Origin of the sequence: Thalassospira sp. UBA848, from assembly GCF_002295455.1 — a bacterium.
In the GTDB taxonomy this organism is placed as follows: domain Bacteria; phylum Pseudomonadota; class Alphaproteobacteria; order Rhodospirillales; family Thalassospiraceae; genus Thalassospira.
The window spans coordinates 1-18,132 of the sequence record NZ_DBGS01000102.1; the positions used below are offsets into that span (position 1 = coordinate 1).

General features: G+C 53.9%; 18 protein-coding genes and 2 tRNA genes. 13 read left to right on the forward strand and 7 right to left on the reverse strand.

The window, feature by feature from the left end; all coding sequences use genetic code 11:
• The 6 genes from B2R48_RS14140 to B2R48_RS14165 form a co-directional block, all read left to right on the forward strand.
• The coding region (locus B2R48_RS14140; protein WP_297001587.1) for a TAXI family TRAP transporter solute-binding subunit at positions 1-798 on the forward strand (798 nt) is incomplete at its 5' end.
• A 197-nt stretch (positions 799-995) separates the two neighbouring features.
• On the forward strand, positions 996-3,599 hold the full coding sequence (locus tag B2R48_RS14145) for a TRAP transporter permease (RefSeq protein ID WP_062956225.1): 2,604 nt from the start codon (positions 996-998) through the stop codon (positions 3,597-3,599).
• A 14-nt stretch (positions 3,600-3,613) separates the two neighbouring features.
• Positions 3,614-4,042, forward strand: coding sequence for a universal stress protein (locus B2R48_RS14150; protein ID WP_297001592.1), 429 nt, complete (start codon positions 3,614-3,616; stop codon positions 4,040-4,042).
• A 117-nt stretch (positions 4,043-4,159) separates the two neighbouring features.
• Complete coding sequence (locus B2R48_RS14155) at positions 4,160-4,552, forward strand: hypothetical protein (protein WP_297001594.1); 393 nt, start codon at positions 4,160-4,162, stop codon at positions 4,550-4,552.
• 208 nt (positions 4,553-4,760) lie between these two features.
• The gene (locus tag B2R48_RS14160; RefSeq protein ID WP_062956222.1) at positions 4,761-5,624 is read left to right on the forward strand and encodes a formylglycine-generating enzyme family protein; all 864 of its coding nucleotides are present in this window, start codon (positions 4,761-4,763) and stop codon (positions 5,622-5,624) included.
• Between the two features lie 144 nt (positions 5,625-5,768).
• The gene (locus B2R48_RS14165) at positions 5,769-6,509 is read left to right on the forward strand and encodes a DUF6969 family protein (RefSeq protein WP_297001600.1); all 741 of its coding nucleotides are present in this window, start codon (positions 5,769-5,771) and stop codon (positions 6,507-6,509) included.
• Positions 6,510-6,620: 111 nt separating this feature from the next.
• Here B2R48_RS14165 and B2R48_RS14170 read toward each other — a convergent pair whose 3' ends face one another.
• Positions 6,621-7,019, reverse strand: a complete 399-nt coding sequence (locus tag B2R48_RS14170; RefSeq protein WP_297001603.1) for a c-type cytochrome — start codon at positions 7,017-7,019, stop codon at positions 6,621-6,623.
• A gap of 473 nt (positions 7,020-7,492) precedes the next feature.
• On the opposite strand from B2R48_RS14170, the gene B2R48_RS14175 reads away from it, so the two are divergent.
• Entirely contained in the window at positions 7,493-8,629 is a 1,137-nt protein-coding gene (locus tag B2R48_RS14175) for a DUF2336 domain-containing protein (RefSeq protein ID WP_062956220.1), read from the forward strand.
• 163 nt (positions 8,630-8,792) lie between these two features.
• Here B2R48_RS14175 and B2R48_RS14180 read toward each other — a convergent pair whose 3' ends face one another.
• The 3 genes from B2R48_RS14180 to B2R48_RS14190 form a co-directional block, all read right to left on the reverse strand.
• Positions 8,793-10,184, reverse strand: a complete 1,392-nt coding sequence (locus B2R48_RS14180; RefSeq protein WP_062956219.1) for a TRAP transporter large permease — start codon at positions 10,182-10,184, stop codon at positions 8,793-8,795.
• Between the two features lie 21 nt (positions 10,185-10,205).
• On the reverse strand, positions 10,206-10,790 hold the full coding sequence (locus B2R48_RS14185; protein ID WP_062956218.1) for a TRAP transporter small permease subunit: 585 nt from the start codon (positions 10,788-10,790) through the stop codon (positions 10,206-10,208).
• A 110-nt stretch (positions 10,791-10,900) separates the two neighbouring features.
• Positions 10,901-11,962 (reverse strand): TRAP transporter substrate-binding protein, encoded by a 1,062-nt coding sequence (locus B2R48_RS14190; protein WP_213473902.1) that lies wholly within the window; start codon positions 11,960-11,962, stop codon positions 10,901-10,903.
• A gap of 133 nt (positions 11,963-12,095) precedes the next feature.
• Between B2R48_RS14190 and B2R48_RS14195 the strand changes: the two genes are divergently transcribed.
• Positions 12,096-12,353 carry a hypothetical protein gene (locus tag B2R48_RS14195; protein WP_297001612.1) on the forward strand — a complete coding sequence of 86 codons (258 nt, stop codon included), beginning with the start codon at positions 12,096-12,098 and terminating at the stop codon, positions 12,351-12,353.
• A gap of 117 nt (positions 12,354-12,470) precedes the next feature.
• On the opposite strand, the gene B2R48_RS14200 is transcribed toward B2R48_RS14195, so the two are convergent.
• The 3 genes from B2R48_RS14200 to B2R48_RS14210 all read right to left on the reverse strand — a co-directional run bounded on the left by B2R48_RS14200 (position 12,471) and on the right by B2R48_RS14210 (position 13,971).
• Positions 12,471-12,547 (reverse strand) — tRNA-Pro (locus B2R48_RS14200).
• Positions 12,548-12,758: 211 nt separating this feature from the next.
• A tRNA-Pro gene (locus tag B2R48_RS14205) sits at positions 12,759-12,835 on the reverse strand.
• 98 nt (positions 12,836-12,933) lie between these two features.
• Positions 12,934-13,971 (reverse strand): polyprenyl synthetase family protein, encoded by a 1,038-nt coding sequence (locus B2R48_RS14210; protein ID WP_213473904.1) that lies wholly within the window; start codon positions 13,969-13,971, stop codon positions 12,934-12,936.
• Positions 13,972-14,224: 253 nt separating this feature from the next.
• Between B2R48_RS14210 and B2R48_RS14215 the strand changes: the two genes are divergently transcribed.
• The 5 genes from B2R48_RS14215 to glyS all read left to right on the forward strand — a co-directional run.
• A complete protein-coding gene (locus B2R48_RS14215; protein WP_062957236.1) occupies positions 14,225-14,482 on the forward strand; it encodes a DUF2007 domain-containing protein in 258 nt (85 codons plus the stop codon).
• Positions 14,483-14,520: 38 nt separating this feature from the next.
• On the forward strand, positions 14,521-15,306 hold the full coding sequence (locus B2R48_RS14220; RefSeq protein ID WP_297001617.1) for a tRNA1(Val) (adenine(37)-N6)-methyltransferase: 786 nt from the start codon (positions 14,521-14,523) through the stop codon (positions 15,304-15,306).
• 75 nt (positions 15,307-15,381) lie between these two features.
• A complete protein-coding gene (locus tag B2R48_RS14225; RefSeq protein ID WP_062956214.1) occupies positions 15,382-15,606 on the forward strand; it encodes a hypothetical protein in 225 nt (74 codons plus the stop codon).
• 261 nt (positions 15,607-15,867) lie between these two features.
• Entirely contained in the window at positions 15,868-16,758 is an 891-nt protein-coding gene (locus B2R48_RS14230; protein WP_062956213.1) for a glycine--tRNA ligase subunit alpha, read from the forward strand.
• Between the two features lie 3 nt (positions 16,759-16,761).
• On the forward strand, positions 16,762-18,132 hold a 1,371-nt coding region (gene glyS / locus B2R48_RS14235), incomplete at its 3' end, for a glycine--tRNA ligase subunit beta (protein WP_297001623.1).

Consider the following 18,132-nt stretch of genomic DNA (forward strand, 5'->3'; position numbering starts at 1 on the left):
CACGGTATTCGTTGCTCGGTCGAATCCACTGGTGGTTCGGTTTACAACATCAACACCATTCGTACCGGCGAGCTGGACATGGGTGTTGCCCAGTCTGACTGGCAGTACCATGCCTATAACGGTACTTCGAAATTCGAAGACCAGGGTCCGTTTGAAGACCTGCGCGCTGTGTTCTCCGTCCATCCGGAGCCGTTCACCGTTGTTGCCCGTGCAGATGCCGGCATCAAGACCTTTGACGACCTCAAAGGCAAGCGCGTGAACATCGGTAACCCGGGTTCCGGTCAGCGCGGCACCATGGATATCGTTCTTGCTGCCAAGGGCTGGACCCTTGATGACTTCTCGCTGGCATCCGAACTGAAGCCGGCTGAACAGTCCCAGGCACTTTGTGACAACAAGATCGACGCGATGATCTACACCGTTGGTCACCCGTCCGGTTCGATCCAGGAAGCAACCACTGCCTGTGATTCGGTTCTGGTTGAAGTTGCCGGTCCGGCAATCGACAAGCTGATCGCTGACAACCCGTACTACCGTGCAGCCACCATTCCGGGCGGCATGTATCGCGGTAACCCGGATGATGTTGTGACCTTCGGCGTTGGTGCGACCTTCGTATCCTCGACCAACACCGATGCAGACATCGTCTACAACGTTGTCAAAGCAGTCTTCGAAAACTTTGATGACTTCAAAAAGCTGCATCCGGCATTTGGTGTCCTGCAGAAAGACGAAATGATCAAGGACGGTCTGTCGGCTCCGCTGCATGACGGCGCTGCGCAGTACTACAAAGAAGCAGGCCTGATGTAATCAGGTTTGGGACGGAGGGCGTTTTCGCCCTCCGTTTTGCTTTTGCGCCCAGCGGGTTTGCTCACAAAAATTGAATAATACGAACACCATCATTTGGGTGTTGGAGTACTCCGTTGGGGACCGGGTGTGTGTCGACGGAGGCTTTTTGTTTCTGGACCACCAGTTCAATTGGCTTTCGTAGTGACCGGGAGTTTGTGATGACTGACGATAAGAAAACCGAAAATCGGTCCGTCGATCAGGGGCTGCAGGACCTGATTGCGGAAAATGATACAGGGGCCCGTCAGCCGACAGGTTTGACGGCGAAAATATTACTCTGGCTTGCAGTTGCATGGTCGCTGTTCCAGCTGTGGATGGCCTCGCCATTGCCATTTATCTTTAATTTTGGCGTTTTGAACTCGACCGAGGCGCGGTCGATCCATCTCGCGTTTGCAATTTTCCTGGCCTTTATGGCTTATCCCGCCTTCAAGAATTCGCCGCGCAGTTATATCCCGATCATTGACTGGGTTCTGGCCGCCGTAGGCGCGTTCTGTGCGGCCTATATTTACATTTTCTATCGCGAATTGTCGGATCGTCCGGGGCTTCCGATCACCGCTGACCTTGTTGCGGCCGGTGTTGGTCTTGTCATGTTGCTCGAGGCAACCCGTCGCGCACTTGGCCCGCCCTTGATGATCGTTGCGATGGTGTTCCTGTCCTATGTCTTCTTTGGCAATGCACCGTGGGTGCCCGATGTTCTGCAATGGAGCGGGGCGAGCTTCTCCAAGGCGATGTCGCATCAGTGGATCACGACCGAAGGCGTGTTTGGTATCGCACTTGGCGTGTCGACCAGCTTTGTCTTCCTGTTTGTCCTGTTTGGATCGCTTCTCGATAAAGCCGGCGCGGGGAACTATTTCATCAAGGTGGCGTTTGCGGCCCTTGGTCATATGCGTGGTGGTCCGGCCAAGGCAGCGGTTTTGTCATCGGCAATGACGGGTCTTATTTCAGGGTCCTCGATTGCCAATGTTGTGACGACCGGTACCTTTACCATTCCGCTGATGAAGCGCGTTGGCTTCCCGGGTGAAAAAGCCGGGGCGGTCGAAGTGGCTTCCTCGGTCAATGGTCAGATCATGCCGCCGGTCATGGGGGCTGCGGCCTTCCTGATGGTGGAATATGTCGGCATTCCGTATCCGGAAGTCATCAAGCATGCTTTCCTGCCAGCAACGATTTCCTATATCGCGTTGATCTACATTGTTCACCTTGAAGCGCTTAAGGCGAACATGAAGGGCCTGCCGAAACGGGTTACTTCCACTCTTGGTCAGACCTTGATCAGATCGCTTCTGTTCGTTCTGTCGCTCGTGGTGCTTTCCGGTATCGTGTATTACGCCATCGTCTTCCAGAAGGGGCTTTTCGGTGATGGCGTTGGGTGGGTCGTGGCGATTGAGTGTGCCGCAATCTATCTCGCAGGGCTCTATTACGCGGCCAAGTATCCGGACCTTGAGATGGATGATCCCAACCAGCCGGTTCTGGAGCTCCCGCCGTTGGGTGAAACCGCAAAGGCCGGCCTGCATTATCTGTTGCCGGTTGTGGTTCTGGTCTGGTTCCTGATGATCGAGCTGAAGTCACCGGGGCTCTCGGCATTTTGGGCAACGGTTCTGATGATCTTCATCATGCTGACCCAACATGCCGCCAAGGGCGTTTTCCGTAAAAGCCATGATGTGGTCAATGACCTGAAGCTTGGCTTGATCGATGTGATTGACGGTTTCGCGACCGGTGCTCGCAACATGATCGGGATCGGTGTGGCAACGGCGGCAGCGGGTATCATTGTCGGCACGGTGTCGCTGACCGGTATCGGTCAGGTGATGGTTGAATTCGTCGAACTGATTTCGGGCGGCAACCTCATGCTGATCCTGATCTTTACCGCCGTGATCAGCCTGATCCTTGGCATGGGGCTTCCGACCACGGCAAACTACATCGTGGTTTCGAGCCTGATGGCACCGGTGATCGTTGAACTGGGGGCCGCGAACGGACTGATCGTGCCGCTGATTGCGGTTCACCTGTTCGTCTTCTATTTCGGCATCATGGCCGATGTGACGCCACCCGTGGGTCTGGCATCCTTTGCTGCGGCCGCGGTTTCGGGGTCAGATCCGATGAAGACAGGCCTGGTCGCGTTCTTCTATTCGATGCGCACAGCCGTATTGCCCTTCCTGTTCCTGTTCAACACCGAGCTTCTGATGATTGGTCTGGATCATCCGGTGGATGTGGTGATCGTGGTGGTGGTGTCGACAATTGCCATGCTTATCTTTGCCGCAGCAACGCAAGGGTATTTCTTTGCCCGTTCGAAGCTGTGGGAAAGTGCGGCATTGCTGTTGATCGCATTCACCCTGTTCCGTCCGGGTTTCTGGCTCGACATGATCGCGCCGCCTTATGAAAACCTGCCGGCAACCACGATTGTTGAAGACGCAGCCAACATGCCACCTGAAACCAGCATTCTTCTGGATGTTGAAGGCATCAGCATCGAAGGCGATGAGGTTTCCAAATCCGTGATGTTGCCGCTTGGTCCGGCAGCATCGGGTGAGGATCGCCTTTATCATGCGGGTATTGGCATTCGTAATGAAGATGGCCGCATCTATATTGATGATCTGGTCTTTGCCGGTCCGGCAGAGAAAGCCGGTCTTGATTTCGATTTTGAAATCACCGCGGTAAAGGTCGAAGCTGATCGTCCGGCCAAGGAAGTCTTCTTTATCCCGGCCTTCCTGTTGCTGGGCGGGATCATAGTTCTTCAACGCCGACGCAAGCGCAGTGAAGATGCGCTTGGTACGGCCTGACAGGGAGAGTGAACATGTACAAGGATATTCTGGTCACAGTAGATCTTGATCATGAGTCTTCCTGGAAGAAGGCCGTTCCGGTAGCCATCAAGCAAGCGCAAAGCTTTGGTGCGCGCCTTCATGTTCTGACCGTGGTGCCCACGGTCGGGATGTCGATGGTCGGCCAGTTCTTCCCGAAGGGCTATGAAACCAAGGTTCTGGATGCCTATAACGAACGTCTGCACGAATTCGTGTCCGAGCACATTCCCTCGGACATCAAGGTTCAGCATATCGTAGGGCAGGGCACGGTGTATGAGGTTATCTTGCAGATCGCCAAAAAGACCAATTGCGATCTGACCGTGATCGGCTCACACCGTCCGGAATTGAAAGACTATCTTTTGGGGCCCAACGCAGCGCGCGTTGTGCGCCATGCGGATTGTTCGGTCATGGTCGTTCGCGACTAGTCCGCGCACGCAGTTTGCATTGAACAAAAAACGGGGGCGATGCCGAAGCATCGCCCCCGTTGCCGTTGGGACGGATCAAGTAATCAGTTCGCTGCACACGGGTTTGCGGCGCACGGATTGGCAGCGCATGGATTGTTTGCTGCACATGGGTTGGCGGCACACGGGCTGCATGGATTAACGACTTTCTTGGCTGCGCAAGGATTTGCAGCACACGGGTTTGCGGCACAAGGATTGGCAGCACACGGGCTGCAGGGCGAACAGCTGGCGACTTCGGCAGTCGGTGCCGGAAGCGGGGATGCCATTGCCATCGGGGTCGCCATGGCAAGGCTGGTGCCGATTGCCATTGCCGGGATCAGTGCCTTTTGCGTGAAGGTCATGGATTTCTTAGTCATTTGGTGCCTCTCTGACGGTTCGGTAAGTTTAACCTCGGGCGTTCCTTCGCCCATCGGTGAGGGCACTATGGTCCAAATTTCACAAGAAGCGGCGTCACATGGTTTCACTGTTATGTGAGTCGCGCGTGTTCCATGCGGGTGCTGCAATGCGCTTGACTAGGGGGCTGTTCCATAAAGAAAATGTCGTAAATCCTTCAACATGATGGTCAAACCGATTGAAAGTGCGGTGAAATTTCCTCATGTTGAAAGGATGGGTGAATGATACTGAACGTGCGGCCCGGCTTGAAAAAAGTGTGAGCCATGCCACCGATCGGAACGGAAGTTTTATGAGATTAGGGAACTGTATCGTCGATATCGGGAAGTTTTGCGCTGTTGCGTGTGTTGTCGGAGTTTCCCAGGCACAGGCTGCGAACGGCGAGATTCCCGAAATGGTTCAGATTCCTTCAGGATGGTTCTGGCAAGGATCGGATTCCGTCGAACGCCAGTATGCTTATCAGATTGATGAGCAGGTCTATGGTCATGACATCAGCCGGCGTAATCGCTGGTATGATCTCGAAAGTGACAAATGGCACGTTCACCTTTTGGGCTATGATATCGGCAAAACACCGGTCACGAATGACCAATATGCCGCTTTTGTTCAGGAAACCGGGCACCCGGCACCAGACATAAGTCAGGAAGATTGGGAACGTCAGGGGCTGATTTACAACTACGAAACCATCTTGCCGTTTTTGTGGAACGATGACAGTCCGCCAACAGGGCGGGGTGATCATCCTGTGGTTCTGGTGTCATGGCAGGATGCAAATGCCTATGCCCAGTGGCTGAGCGACAAAACCGGTGACACCTGGCATTTGCCAGACGAACTGCATTGGGAAAAGGCTGCACGCGGGCCGGATGGAACCTTTTATCCATGGGGCAATATTTTTGACGCTGACCGCCTGAACAGTGCGGACAAGGGGCCGTTTGATACCATGCCGGTCGGTCAGTTTGAAGAAGGTCCCTTTGGTCTTTATGACGGTGTTGGACAAGTTTTCGAATGGACGTCATCATCTTCCCAGGCAGGCTATCGGATTGTTAAGGGTGGTTCCTGGGATGATCGCGGTTGCGGTGTTTGCCGTCCCGCTGCGCGCCATGGACGTCCGGAATTCCTGAAGCATATCCTGATCGGTTTCCGGGTGATGCGCGATCGATAACGTCGCGTCTGCCAAAGATTAGATTTTGCAAGCCAACCAGGAATCACTAACTGTTGATAGGGTTTCATTGGCGCGACGGGGCAAAAACCATCTTAATTTGCATCGGCAAAGTAATGGATGGATTGCAACAATGTTGGTGAAGAAATGACTGAACACACACTTGATTTGGCGTCGATCCCGACAGCCCAACTTGAAAAAATGTTGGCCGCCGGTCGCGATGTTATGGAATGTCATCGGGTGCTCACAGCAACGGGCGACAACATTGTTGGTGAACTGATCAAAAGTGCCGGCACATTCTATGAATGGACACATTACCCCGAAGGTGATGTCTATGATCGCCAGTCACATGCCCAATTCTATTATCATGCCCATCCCAAGGAAGAACGCCGGGACTGGGATGAACATGGACATTTCCACACATTCATGCGTCCGCGCGGGATGCCGGAGGGTTGCAAACCAAAAGAGATAGAAGGTTTTGACTATCCCGAAGGCCCAAATGATGCACTTTCGCATCTGATCGCATTTTCGATGGATGAATTCGGCTTCTGTCAGCGTCTGTTTTCGACCAACCGATGGGTCACTGGCGAAGTCTGGTATGATGCAGAAGACGTGATTAGCATGCTTGACGGGTTTGTCATTGATCATGCGCAGCCATCCTGGCCGGTCAATCGCTGGGTCTCGGGCATGATGGTGCTGTTCCGACCACAGATTGAAAAACTGATACGTGAACGCGATCAGGCTGTCGCCGACTGGAAGGAAAAACACCCGGACCGTGATGTTTACGAAGACCGTGAACTCGAAGTCACATCGACGCTCAATGTGGCGACGGTTGAGCAAATGCGCGCAGTCGGTGAAGAGTTGCTGCGTCGGCGAGAAGCTGCCTAACGCCAGAGTATTTGCCTGGCGTTGCAGCCAGCATTGGTAAATCACAAACAAAATTGAAAATGGCCGGGCACAAAGCGCCGGCCATTTTGCATTTCAAACGGGACGCAAAGATTACTGCGTTTTGAGGAATTCAATAATGTCGGCGATATCCTCATCCTTCTTGAGCTTGAAGGCCATTTTGGAGCGCTGCTTGGAGCCAGCGATTTCGCTGAGCTTGGCAGACGGATCCCGCAGGTAGTCGGTCAGGAATGCCTCGTCTGCTACGAAGCCTTTTTCACATGCAGCCTGATAACCACTCCCGTATTTGTAGCCTTCAACCGTACCGCATTCACGACCGACAGAATCGGCAAGGCTGGGGCCGACCTTGTTTACGCCTGCTTCAAGGCTGTGGCAGGCAGCGCAGCGCTTGAACAGTTTTTCACCTTTTGCCGCATCACCGGCAAGCGCAGGAGCCGCAGACAGGAAGGCGAGGGAGCTGGCAACGAGAGCCAGTTTGCGCGGAAACGTCATTATGGAGCCTCTCTCTTCTTTCAATATTCCCGGTGATCGGGATGATGCGCCAGTTGTTGGCACATCTGTGGGTAATCAAAAGGTCAACGCGGTATATTGTCATGCGTCGAACACGTGCAAGACCGGTTGATCTTCAAAAACTGGTAACCAGATTTAACATAGTGTCGATAAGAACAATTTGAGTTTAGTCAATTTGTGGTCGGTGCTGACGGAATTTGCCAGATTTCTCGTTTTTTGATTGCTGGCAAATAATTTACGACTCAAATAGTGTGTTTCCGCCATGGCGGCAGGCAGTCAGATTTCATCCTTTTGGCACCGGGGAAAGGTTCCCGATGTGTATTGATCAACAGGATGGTTGAAAATCAGGGCCTTGTGCCCCAACTATGGAAAATATGTTTGTCGATTTCCTGCCAGAAGTATAATCTTGCGCAGTAAATTGGCAGCCATATGAGAAGCGTGCCAGGAGATATCTATTGCCACGTATCACCAAAGAAGATCTGAGCAAGCTGGTTCAGGACCCGTCAGGGGAAAACCGTGCGGATACCGCCGAAAAAATCAGTCGTGAATTCACTACTGAAACATTGACGGACAGCGAACGTGTTCTGGCGGAAGATATTTTCCGTTTGATGATCCGTGACGCCGAAGTGCGTGTGCGCAAGGCCCTTGCCAAGAACCTCGCCCAGACACCTTTGGTCCCGCACGATGTTGCGGCAACACTTGCACGTGATGTTGATGATGTTGCGTTGCCGGTTCTGGAATTCTCCGAAGTCCTCAATGATGACGACCTGGTCGACATCATTGGTGACAATGCAGACAGCGTCGAAAAGCAACGGGCCATCGCCTCGCGCGCCCACGTGTCCGAGGTTGTTTCGGCAACGCTTGTTGATATCGGTCATGAAGACGTGATGGTCGATCTGATGTCAAACCAGGGCGCAGAAATCAGTGAAGTTTCGCTGCAAAAGGTTGTTGATGATTTCGGCGACAATGAACGCATTCAGAAGCCGATGATCGAACGTAATCACTTGCCGATCACGATCGCCGAACGCATGGTGACACTGGTATCTGAACGGATGCGGTCGCAACTGATTTCGCGTGGTCATATCCCCGAGGGCATCGTGAATGCCGTGATGACCCAGTCGCAGGAAAGTGCGACCATTGGCCTGCTGGGTGACGGGGTGGAAGAACGCGATGTTGAACTGCTTGTCGAGCATCTTTACACAAACAATCGCCTGACCAGCGGTCTGATCCTGCGTGCGCTGTGCATGGGGGATGTGTCCTTCTTCGAGGCTGCGCTGGCGAAAAGGGCCGGTGTTTCGCTGATCAATACCCGTATTCTCATTCACGACAGCGGCCCGTTTGGTCTTGAGGCGATTTACAACAAGGCCAGCATGCCAGAGCATTTCTTCCCCGGTGTTCGTGCTGCGATCGAGGTAGCGCGCGAGACCTCCTTTGATGGTGAAGAACACGACAAGGAACGCTATTCCCGACGGATGATCGAACGGGTTCTGACCCAGTATGGTGATCTTGGGGTCGAGTTTGACTCAGATGATGTTGACTATCTGATGGGCCGTATGTTGCAGCTCCCCGGTGAACGGGCCATGCACCACTGATTGCAGCCAATCACTATTGACCAAATCGCTGCGAAATCCAGACCGCCCGATGTGCATCATCCGGGCGGTTTTTTGTTGAGCTGTTCTTGCCAAATCGAACCAAATCAAAAAGGGCGCTGTCTTTGCAACAGCGCCCTTTGTCGTTCGTTTCGAAAGCCTCTTGCTACTCAAGCAGCGTATTAGGCATCCAGAGTGCAAGTTCAGGGAAGTACATCACAAGCAACAGCCCCACAACCTGCAGAAGGACGAAGGGAATGATCCCCTTGTAGATCTGCTGGATTGAGATCGACTTTGGCGCCACACCCTTGAGGTAGAACAGGGCAAACCCAAACGGTGGCGTTAAGAAGCTTGTTTGCAGGTTCACCGCCACAAGGACTGCAAACCAGGTCAGGACCTGTGCTTCGGTTGCTTCAAGGCCACCGATATCCAGGTGATGACCGAAATCAAGCTGGGCAATGACCGGTGCGAAGATCGGAAGAACGATCAGGGTGATCTCGACCCAGTCAAAGAAGAAGCCCAGGATGAAGACGATGAGCATCAGCAGAAGCAGAATGCCCCACGACCCCAAACCGGCACTTTCCACCAGATCGATCACCAGATCATCGCCGCCCAGTGAACGGAAGACATAGGAGAACACTGTTGCACCGGCAAACAGGAAGAACAGCATTGCCCCCGTCAGGGCCGAACGTTCACAAACATCCTTGAGGACCGGCCATTTAAGGCGCCCCTTAACCAGTGCCAGGAAGGTCGCACCAACCGCACCAACACCTGCGGCTTCGGTCGGGGTGGCAAATCCGGCAAAGATTGAGCCCAGAACAAGAACGATCAGGAAAACCGGCGGCAGGAAGCTGCGCACCACCATCATCGCAAGATCCTTGCCATGGATGGCTTCACCCTCTGGAAGGGGTGGGGCAAGGCCCGGATTCAATTGGCAGCGCACGAAAATATAAACGGTATAAAGACCCGCAAGGATCAGGCCCGGCAGAATGGCCGCCAAGAACAGGTTACCAACCGACACCGACAGAAGGTCGGACATCAGAACCAGCATGATCGATGGCGGGATCAGAATGCCAAGCGTTCCCGATGCGGCAATCGTCCCTGTCGCAAGCGACGGATCATAGTTGCGGCGCATCATCACCGGCAGCGCCAGCAAGGTCATCATGACAACGGATGCGCCGATAATGCCGGTGGTTGCTGCCATGATGGTGCCCATCAGCGTTACCGACAGTGCAAGACCGCCCGGTACTTTACGCAGCAGCATGTTGAGGCATTCCAGAAGGTCTTCTGCAACACCACTTTTTTCAAGCATCGTGCCCATGTAGATAAACATCGGCACAGCAACCATCACCATGTTTTCGGAGATGCCGCCCCAGATGCGAGAGACGATATTGAAAAATTCGATAAAGGAGAAAACGTCATAGGCGATGCCCAGGAAGCCAAAGCCGATCCCGATGCCTGAAATGACGAACGCAACCGGAAGTCCCGTGAAGACAAGAATGCCGAGCGAGGCAAACATGAACAGCGGAAACCAGTCTTCGATATAGAAGTTACCCATTTGGAATTATCCCCGTTCCGCTCAGTCTTCGATCTTGGCAGCGCCAAGGTCTTCAAGGTGGTGAGTGCCGACATAATAGCCTGCGCGCTTATGCAGGTTTGCCGGGCCAAAGACAAAGACGAAGCATTTCAGGAAGATTGAAAGCCCCGCCATGGCAAGAAGGCCAAAGCCGATGGGAATAGTTGATTTGATGATCCAGCGATGGGTCAGGCCGGTTGTCGCAGCCGATACCTCGTTGTTTTCAAAGGAGCGGGCAACAAAATCAAAACCGAAATACAGCACCAACGCACAGAATGGCAAAACACAAACAATGCCACCGATCATTTCGACGATGGCGCGGGTGCGGGGGCGAAGATTGTCACGAATGAGTTCGATACGAACATGTGAGTCGCGAATATAGGCGAACCCAAAACACAACATAAACAGGCCGGTATGGAGATGCCACTCAAGCTCTTGCAGCTTGATGGAGCCCTGACCGCCAAATTTACGTTGGATCACGTCGTACAGGATGACGATCATCAACGGTATCGCCAGCAGGCTGGCCCACTTGCCCACACGGGTCACGATGGCGTCGATGCCGTCACTAAATTTCAGTAGCGCTTCCATAGAAGGTCTCCCGGGTCTTCTTATCGCGGTCAAGGCCGGGGCACGTGGCACCCGGCCTTGCCGAGATTTGCTTTTGTCGACTGTCTTAACAGTCGTTCAGACCTGTTGGATTATTCGAGATATCCGATGTCTTTCCAGATCTTGTAGTCTTCACGGAAGCTCTGGAGGCTTTCATAGGCCATTTTGAAGTTTGCGTCTTCAGCCGAAAGCTCGGTTGCAACTTCTTCCCATGCACCGCGCATGGTTGCCAGCATTTCCGGCGACCACTTCTTGATGTTCACGCCTTTTTCCTGAAGTTCTTTCAGAGCGTCGAACTGGATTGCTTCACCTTCTGCGAAGCCATATGCAAGGTTGTCGTTACATACAGATTCGATCTGGGCGCGCTGGGTGTCGGAAAGGGCATCCCACTTTTCCTTGTTCATCATCAGATCGAACAGGGTCGACTGCTGATGCCAGCCCGGGAAGTAGTAGTATTTCGCGACCTGATGGAAGCCAAGTTTCAGGTCAATCGCCGGCATGGAGAATTCGGTGGCATCAATGGTGCCAAGCTCAAGTGCCGGATAGATGTCGCCGCCTGCCAGAAGCTGGGTGGAAACACCAAGTTTTTCCATCACTTTTGCGCCAAGACCGAAGAAGCGCATTTTCAGACCTTTGAGGTCTTCTGGCGAATTGATCTCCTTGGAGAACCAACCAGATGCTTCCGGTGCGATCAGGCCGCAGAACAGCGACTTAATGCCATGTTCGGCATACAGCTTGTCAAAGATTTCCTGGCCGCCGCCAAACTTGACCCATGCCAGATATTCACCAGCCTGCGGGCCGAACGGAACGGCACCAAACAGCTGCAATGCCGGAACCTTACCTGCCCAGTAACCCGGGGTGGAGAATGCGGCATCAATCGAGCCGGTCGAAACCGCATCGAAAACTTCCAGTGCCGGCACAAGTGCGCCCGGCTCATAAAACTTGATGCGAACATTGCCGCCGGAAACCTGTTCGATTTTCTCTTCGACGCGTTTGCCAAGCGTACCGAGCTGGGTCAGGCTGCCCGGATAGGTCGAGCCCATTTTCCAGCGAACGCGTTCCTGTGCATCCGCATCAGACGGAGCTGCCGTGAACGCAGCCGCAGCAAGAACGGCAGCGCAGGTTGCCGATTTAAGCACTTTAGAAAAAGTCATTCGTCTTCCTCCCTAAGAAGTCCGAAATTGGTAATACCACGTGAGGCCGACCACCGCCTTTTGCTTTTATTCTTGGGCGGTTTTTTCCCCGATTTTTATGTTGCAGGGCGAAGCATAAGCGTATTTCGCAAGGATGAGCAAGTTTGTTTCATCGTTGGCGAAAGAAAATATCCATATTGCAGCGCAAAAACGCAACTTGCTGTCGGGCGCAAAAGCAGGAATTCCGCATGGGAATGCGTATTTGGAACTCTTCTATCTTGTTCGAAAGTTGAATGCCCAAAAGCTCTATGATCCCCGTCGTTTACGCATCAGCGGTGTCTCTACCCCACTTATCGTATGGGGATTCGCTATCCGTTTGGATCATTTTGTCTTGTTGTTGGCTGAACTGTAGTCTTGCTGCCTGTTGCTGGCATGCAATCGCGCAGACGCGGCAGATCAGATATCCGCAACGGTGTTTACCCGCGGAAATGAAAACGGGCGGCCTTTCAAAGAAAGACCGCCCGACTGATGGTCGGAGCGAGAGGATTCGAACCTCCGACCCCTGCCTCCCGAAGACAGTGCTCTACCAGGCTGAGCTACGCTCCGTCAGTGGGCGGAGGTTTATCCCTTCTTTCCGCGCGGATCAAGCATAAACCCGACGTTTTGGCGGAAAAAATGCCAGTTTGGTGTTGTTGTGGAGCGGGGAAGAAACAAGCAATTGAAATTCATGGCCGCGCGCATGTTGTTGGCGCGACAGAACCCGGATTGAAACGCAAAAGGCCCCGAAACGCATAAACGTTTCAGGGCCTTTGAATGATGGTCGGAGCGAGAGGATTCGAACCTCCGACCCCTGCCTCCCGAAGACAGTGCTCTACCAGGCTGAGCTACGCTCCGTCATTCTGCGAAGCCGGGTGATAATGGTTTATCGCAGGCGACGCAAGATATTTTTGCGCCTTCCCATGTGACCCCGGCATGCGTCACGGGAATATCGATCAGTACGGGCGTGAAATGCAGAACTCGACAGCCTCAATCATGGCGTCCTTGATCGGGCCATCTTCAAAGCGTGACAGGGTGTCGATTGCTTTTTGACCAAACTCACGCGCACGGTCCATGGATGCATCAAGCGCATTATATTTGCGGATCAGTTCCTGGGCTCGATCCAGATCGCCATCCTGGAAGTCCTGATCTTCCATGCAGCGACGCCAGAAGGTTTTTTCCTCTTCGTCACCGTTGGCATAGGCGATGATCACCGGAAGCGTCACCTTGCCGTCGCGGAAATCATCGCCGACGGTTTTGCCAAGGGTTGCCTGATGGGCGGAATAATCCAAGACATCGTCAATCAGCTGGAAGGCGGTGCCAAGATAGATCCCATAGAGACGAAGCGCTTCTTCGTCCTCGGCCGTTCGGTCGGCAATGACGGCACCAATCTGCGATGCCGCGCCAAACAGCGCGGCGGTTTTTGCGGTGATGACTTCCAGATAGGCCTCTTCGGAGGTACCCATGTCATTGGCGGTCGAAAGTTGAAGAACTTCGCCCTCGGCAATGACGGCAGATGCCTGTGCCAGAATATCAAGAACGCGCAAGGAGCCGGTTTTGACCATCACGACAAAGGCGCGCGCAAACAGGAAATCACCTACCAGAACGCTGGCTTCGTTGCCAAACAGCGCATTGGCAGATGCCTGACCACGGCGCAGCTGGCTTTCGTCGACCACGTCATCATGCAGAAGGGTTGCGGTATGGATAAACTCAACACAGGCCGCAAGATCGACCGCATGCGGGCCGTCGCCATAGCCACAAAGCCGTGCCGATGCCAAAGTCAGCATCGGACGCATGCGTTTGCCGCCGGCAGCCACAAGATGGGTGGCCAGTTGCGGAATCAGGGCGACTTCACTGTGCATGTTGTCGATGATCACCTGATTGACGCGCTTCATGTCGTCGTCGACGAGGTTGACCAGTGAATCAAGGCTCGGCTGAGTCTTTGTCTGCGGTGCGGTATTGGTCACGCTGTATTCCGACTTCTCAAATGGCATCTTCGCTGCCTGCGTCGGCGAAGATTGCAAATAACAGCAGGCGGCCTCAACATAGATAGGCCTAGCTGTTGTGGTCAAGTGGACAAATGCGGTTCCAGTCCTGCTTTAACCGCAGACAATTCAGGGTTTCTTGCAGAGGATTTTGTAAACCACGACTGCAAGCTCCTACATTATAGAGATATTATCGTTTTTTGGATTTCTTCTTATTTCACAACGTATGCAAGACCAGACCACAGTTTGAAGGAAAATGCAGATGATCGAACTTTTTCGCAGTAACGATCCCATCGAGCTGAGCTGGGCACAGGCTGTTCTGGCCGATGAGGGTATCGACAGCCATATTTTTGACTACCACGCCAGTATCATCGAAGGGTCCATCGGTGCCTTGCCAAGGCGTTTGATGGTGGATGGTGATGCAGAAAGTCGCGCGAAATATGTTCTTGATCTTGCCAGACGCGAACTGGATGAGCATAACGCCAAAAGTGACGCTTCGGACGCGGTGACGTCTGAGTAACATTTGCATCAACCCGGAATGACAGATCAGGACATTTGATGGTGAGCACAGCCACACGCTTTGAAGTGCCCGACTTCCCGGAAGAACGGATCAGTCATGATTATCTTCTTGGCGGGTCGGTGGTGCTCAAGCAGCCTGTCGACGGTTATCGTGCGGCGGTGGATGCGGTGTTGCTGGCTGCATCGGTTTCGATCAATTCGCGTCGTGACGAAAAGATCCTTGATGTTGGTGCGGCTGTCGGATCGGCCGGGCTATGCGTGGCGCGTCGCCTTGAAGCAGCAAGGGTTACAGGTGTCGAGCTGCAAGATGACCTGTACGCCCTGTTTTGTCGCAATGTGATGGAAAATGATCTGGCGGGGCGTGTGACGCCTGTTCATGGTGACATCAATGACGCCCGCCTGCCGCTGGTGGCAGAAAGCTTTGATCAGGTCATCTCCAACCCGCCTTATTATGCCGGGGGCACACGGCCCAGCAATGAAAGCCGTGCGAAAGCCCATCAGGAAGGCACCGCAGACCTTAAGGACTGGATCGCCTTTTGCCTCAAAATGGTGCGGCAAAAGGGACGGATCACGTTGGTGCATCGCGCCGATCATCTGGACCGGATCATTGGTCTTTTGCATGGGCGAGCCGGTGACATGACGGTTTATCCGATCTGGAGCAAAGCGGATGCCGAGGCGCCCTTGCGTGTGATTGTCTCGGCGCGTAAAGGCGTTGCGTCGCCATTAACCATGCGGCGCGGGATCGTTTTGCATGATGAAGGCGGGGCTTATTTGCCCGAAACGGATCGCCTTTTGCGCAATCCAATGGCATTGCCCGGTTTCTAAATCGGTCGAACTTCAATATAAGGGCACAGTGGCTGCGATGGATGTCGCAGATAAATCCGTGCTTTGGGACCTGACATGCTGAGTTTTTCGAAAATCCTTTTCACTGCGCTTGTTGTCGTTGTCGTCTGGCAGGGCTTCAAGCTGTTTAACCGCAGCAAACAGGTTTCCAGCAACGAGCAGCCCAAGCAAACCGGCCAGGAAAAGAAAAAACAAACCAAGCCGATTGCCCACGAGCTTGAAAAATGCCCGCATTGCGGCGTTTACCATGCCGAAGGCAATGCACATCGCTGCGACACGTAAGCCTTTTTAACGACAAAATCCGGGCTCCGATCAGATCGCGTTTGTGGCATTCGACTTTGGGGCAATCCGCACAAATTTGGCTTGGATTTTTCCCGATAATCGATGATCTATGTTGCTGCAATGCGGCATGATGGCGTTTGGCAGGATGTAAGGGTTGCAAATTCAGCGCGTCTCAGGGCTTTTGCCTTCTTGACCGCGCGGGGGCAGGGCGGTAGCTTGCCGCACTAAATTTACAGACAACAGAAATAGAGAGTTCGCGCCATGGCGCTCGACGGGTCGCAACGTCCCCCTTCATTCCAGGAAATCATTCTTCGACTGCAAAGCTATTGGGCTGATCAGGGATGTGTCATCCTGCAGCCTTATGACTTGGAAGTTGGTGCCGGTACCTTCCACACCGCGACAACCCTGCGCGCGCTTGGTCCGGAAACCTGGAATGCAGCCTATGTTCAGCCGTCCCGGCGTCCGACCGATGGTCGTTACGGCGAGAACCCCAACCGTCTGCAGCACTACTACCAGTTCCAGGTGCTGATGAAGCCGTCACCCTCCAATTCGCAGGATTTGTATCTGGGGTCGCTCAAACATCTGGGCATTGACCCGATGGCCCATGATATTCGCTTTGTCGAGGATGACTGGGAAAGCCCGACGCTGGGCGCATGGGGTCTTGGCTGGGAAGTGTGGCTTGATGGTATGGAAGTCACCCAGTTCACCTATTTCCAGCAAGTCGGCGGTTTTGAATGCAACCCGGTCCCGGTCGAGCTGACCTACGGTCTGGAACGACTGGCGATGTACATTCAGGGTGTCGAGAACGTTTACGACCTTGATTACAACGGCGCTGGCGTAAGTTATGGCGACGTGTTCCTTCAGAATGAACGCGAACAGTCGACCTATAACTTTGAAGTCGCAAACACCGACATGCTGTTCCAGCACTTCAAGGATGCCCAGGCCGAGTGTGCGGTGAATATCGAACGCGGTCTGGCCCTGCCGGCCTATGAGCAGGCCATGAAGGCATCCCATCTGTTTAACCTCCTTGATGCGCGCGGTGTGATTTCCGTGACCGAACGTGCGGCCTATATCGGCCGTGTTCGTGACATGTCGAAATCCTGCTGCGAAGCGTGGCTGCGGTCGCGTGGCCATCTGAACGAGGAGGCTTAAGTCATGGCCGAATTGCTGCTTGAACTGTTTTCCGAAGAAATCCCGGCCCGCATGCAGGCACGTGCGGCACAAGACCTGTCGAAACTGGTCACTGATGGCCTGAAGGCCGCCGACCTTGGGTTTGACAAGGTCGAAGCACTGGTGACCCCGCGTCGCCTGACCCTGATTGTCGATGGTCTGCCGGAAAAACAGCCAGACCTGCGCGAAGAGCGCCGGGGTCCGCGTGCCGATGCCCCGGAAAAGGCTATCAATGGCTTCCTTGCGGGCAATGCTGTCACCCTTGATCAGTGCGAAAAACGCGAAACGCCCAAGGGTGTTTTCCTGTTCGCCATTGTCGAACAGAAGGGTCGCGCAGCGTCCGAGGTCATCAACGACATCATCGAAGATGCCATGAACAAACTGCCCTGGCCGAAATCCATGCGCTGGGCAGATCAGAAAATCCGTTGGGTGCGCCAGCTTGACCGCATTCTTTGCCTGTTTAACGGCAAGGTTATTCCGGTCACCTACGGTCCGGTCACCGCCCGCGATACCACCCGTGGTCATCGTTTCCTGGCCCCGGCAGAGTTCAGCGTTGCGAACGCCGCTGACTACAAGGAAAAACTGCGCGCAGCCAAGGTCATGCTTGACCGTGAAGAACGCAAGCAGGTCATCCTTGAGGGTGCCAAGAAACTGGCAACGTCCGAGGGCTTCGCGCTTCTGGAAGACAACGGTCTTCTGGAAGAAGTCTGTGGTCTGGTCGAATGGCCGGTTCCGGTCATGGGCAAGGTCGATGACCAGTTCATGGACATCCCGCGAGAGGTTCTGGAAACCTCGATGCGTGAACATCAGAAATATTTCGTGGTCGAAGACAAGGCAGGCAAACTTGCCGCGCGCTTCATCACGGTTTCGAACATGGTTACCGCAGACCAAAACGCCAAGATCATCGCCGGGAACGAACGTGTTCTGCGTGCACGTCTGCATGATGCCAAATTCTTCTGGGATCAGGATCGGAAAGTGACGCTGCAATCGCGTCTGCCGAAACTTGATAACATCGTCTTCCATGCCAAGCTGGGCTCGCTTGCTGAACGTGTCATGCGTTTGCGCGGTCTGGCACGTGAACTGTCAGCCGACATTCCGAATTGCGATGTCAAACTGGCAGACCGCGCAGCAGAAATCGGCAAGGCCGATCTGGTGTCGCAGATGGTGTTTGAATTCACCGAACTGCAGGGACTGATGGGGAAATACTACGCCGAAAATGACGGCGAAGCCCCGGAAGTCGCCAACGCCATTGCCGAGCATTACGCACCGGCCGGTCCGTCGGACATGTGCCCGACAGCGCCGGTGTCGGTTGCGCTGGCTCTGGCTGAGAAGCTTGATACCCTTGCCGGGTTCTTT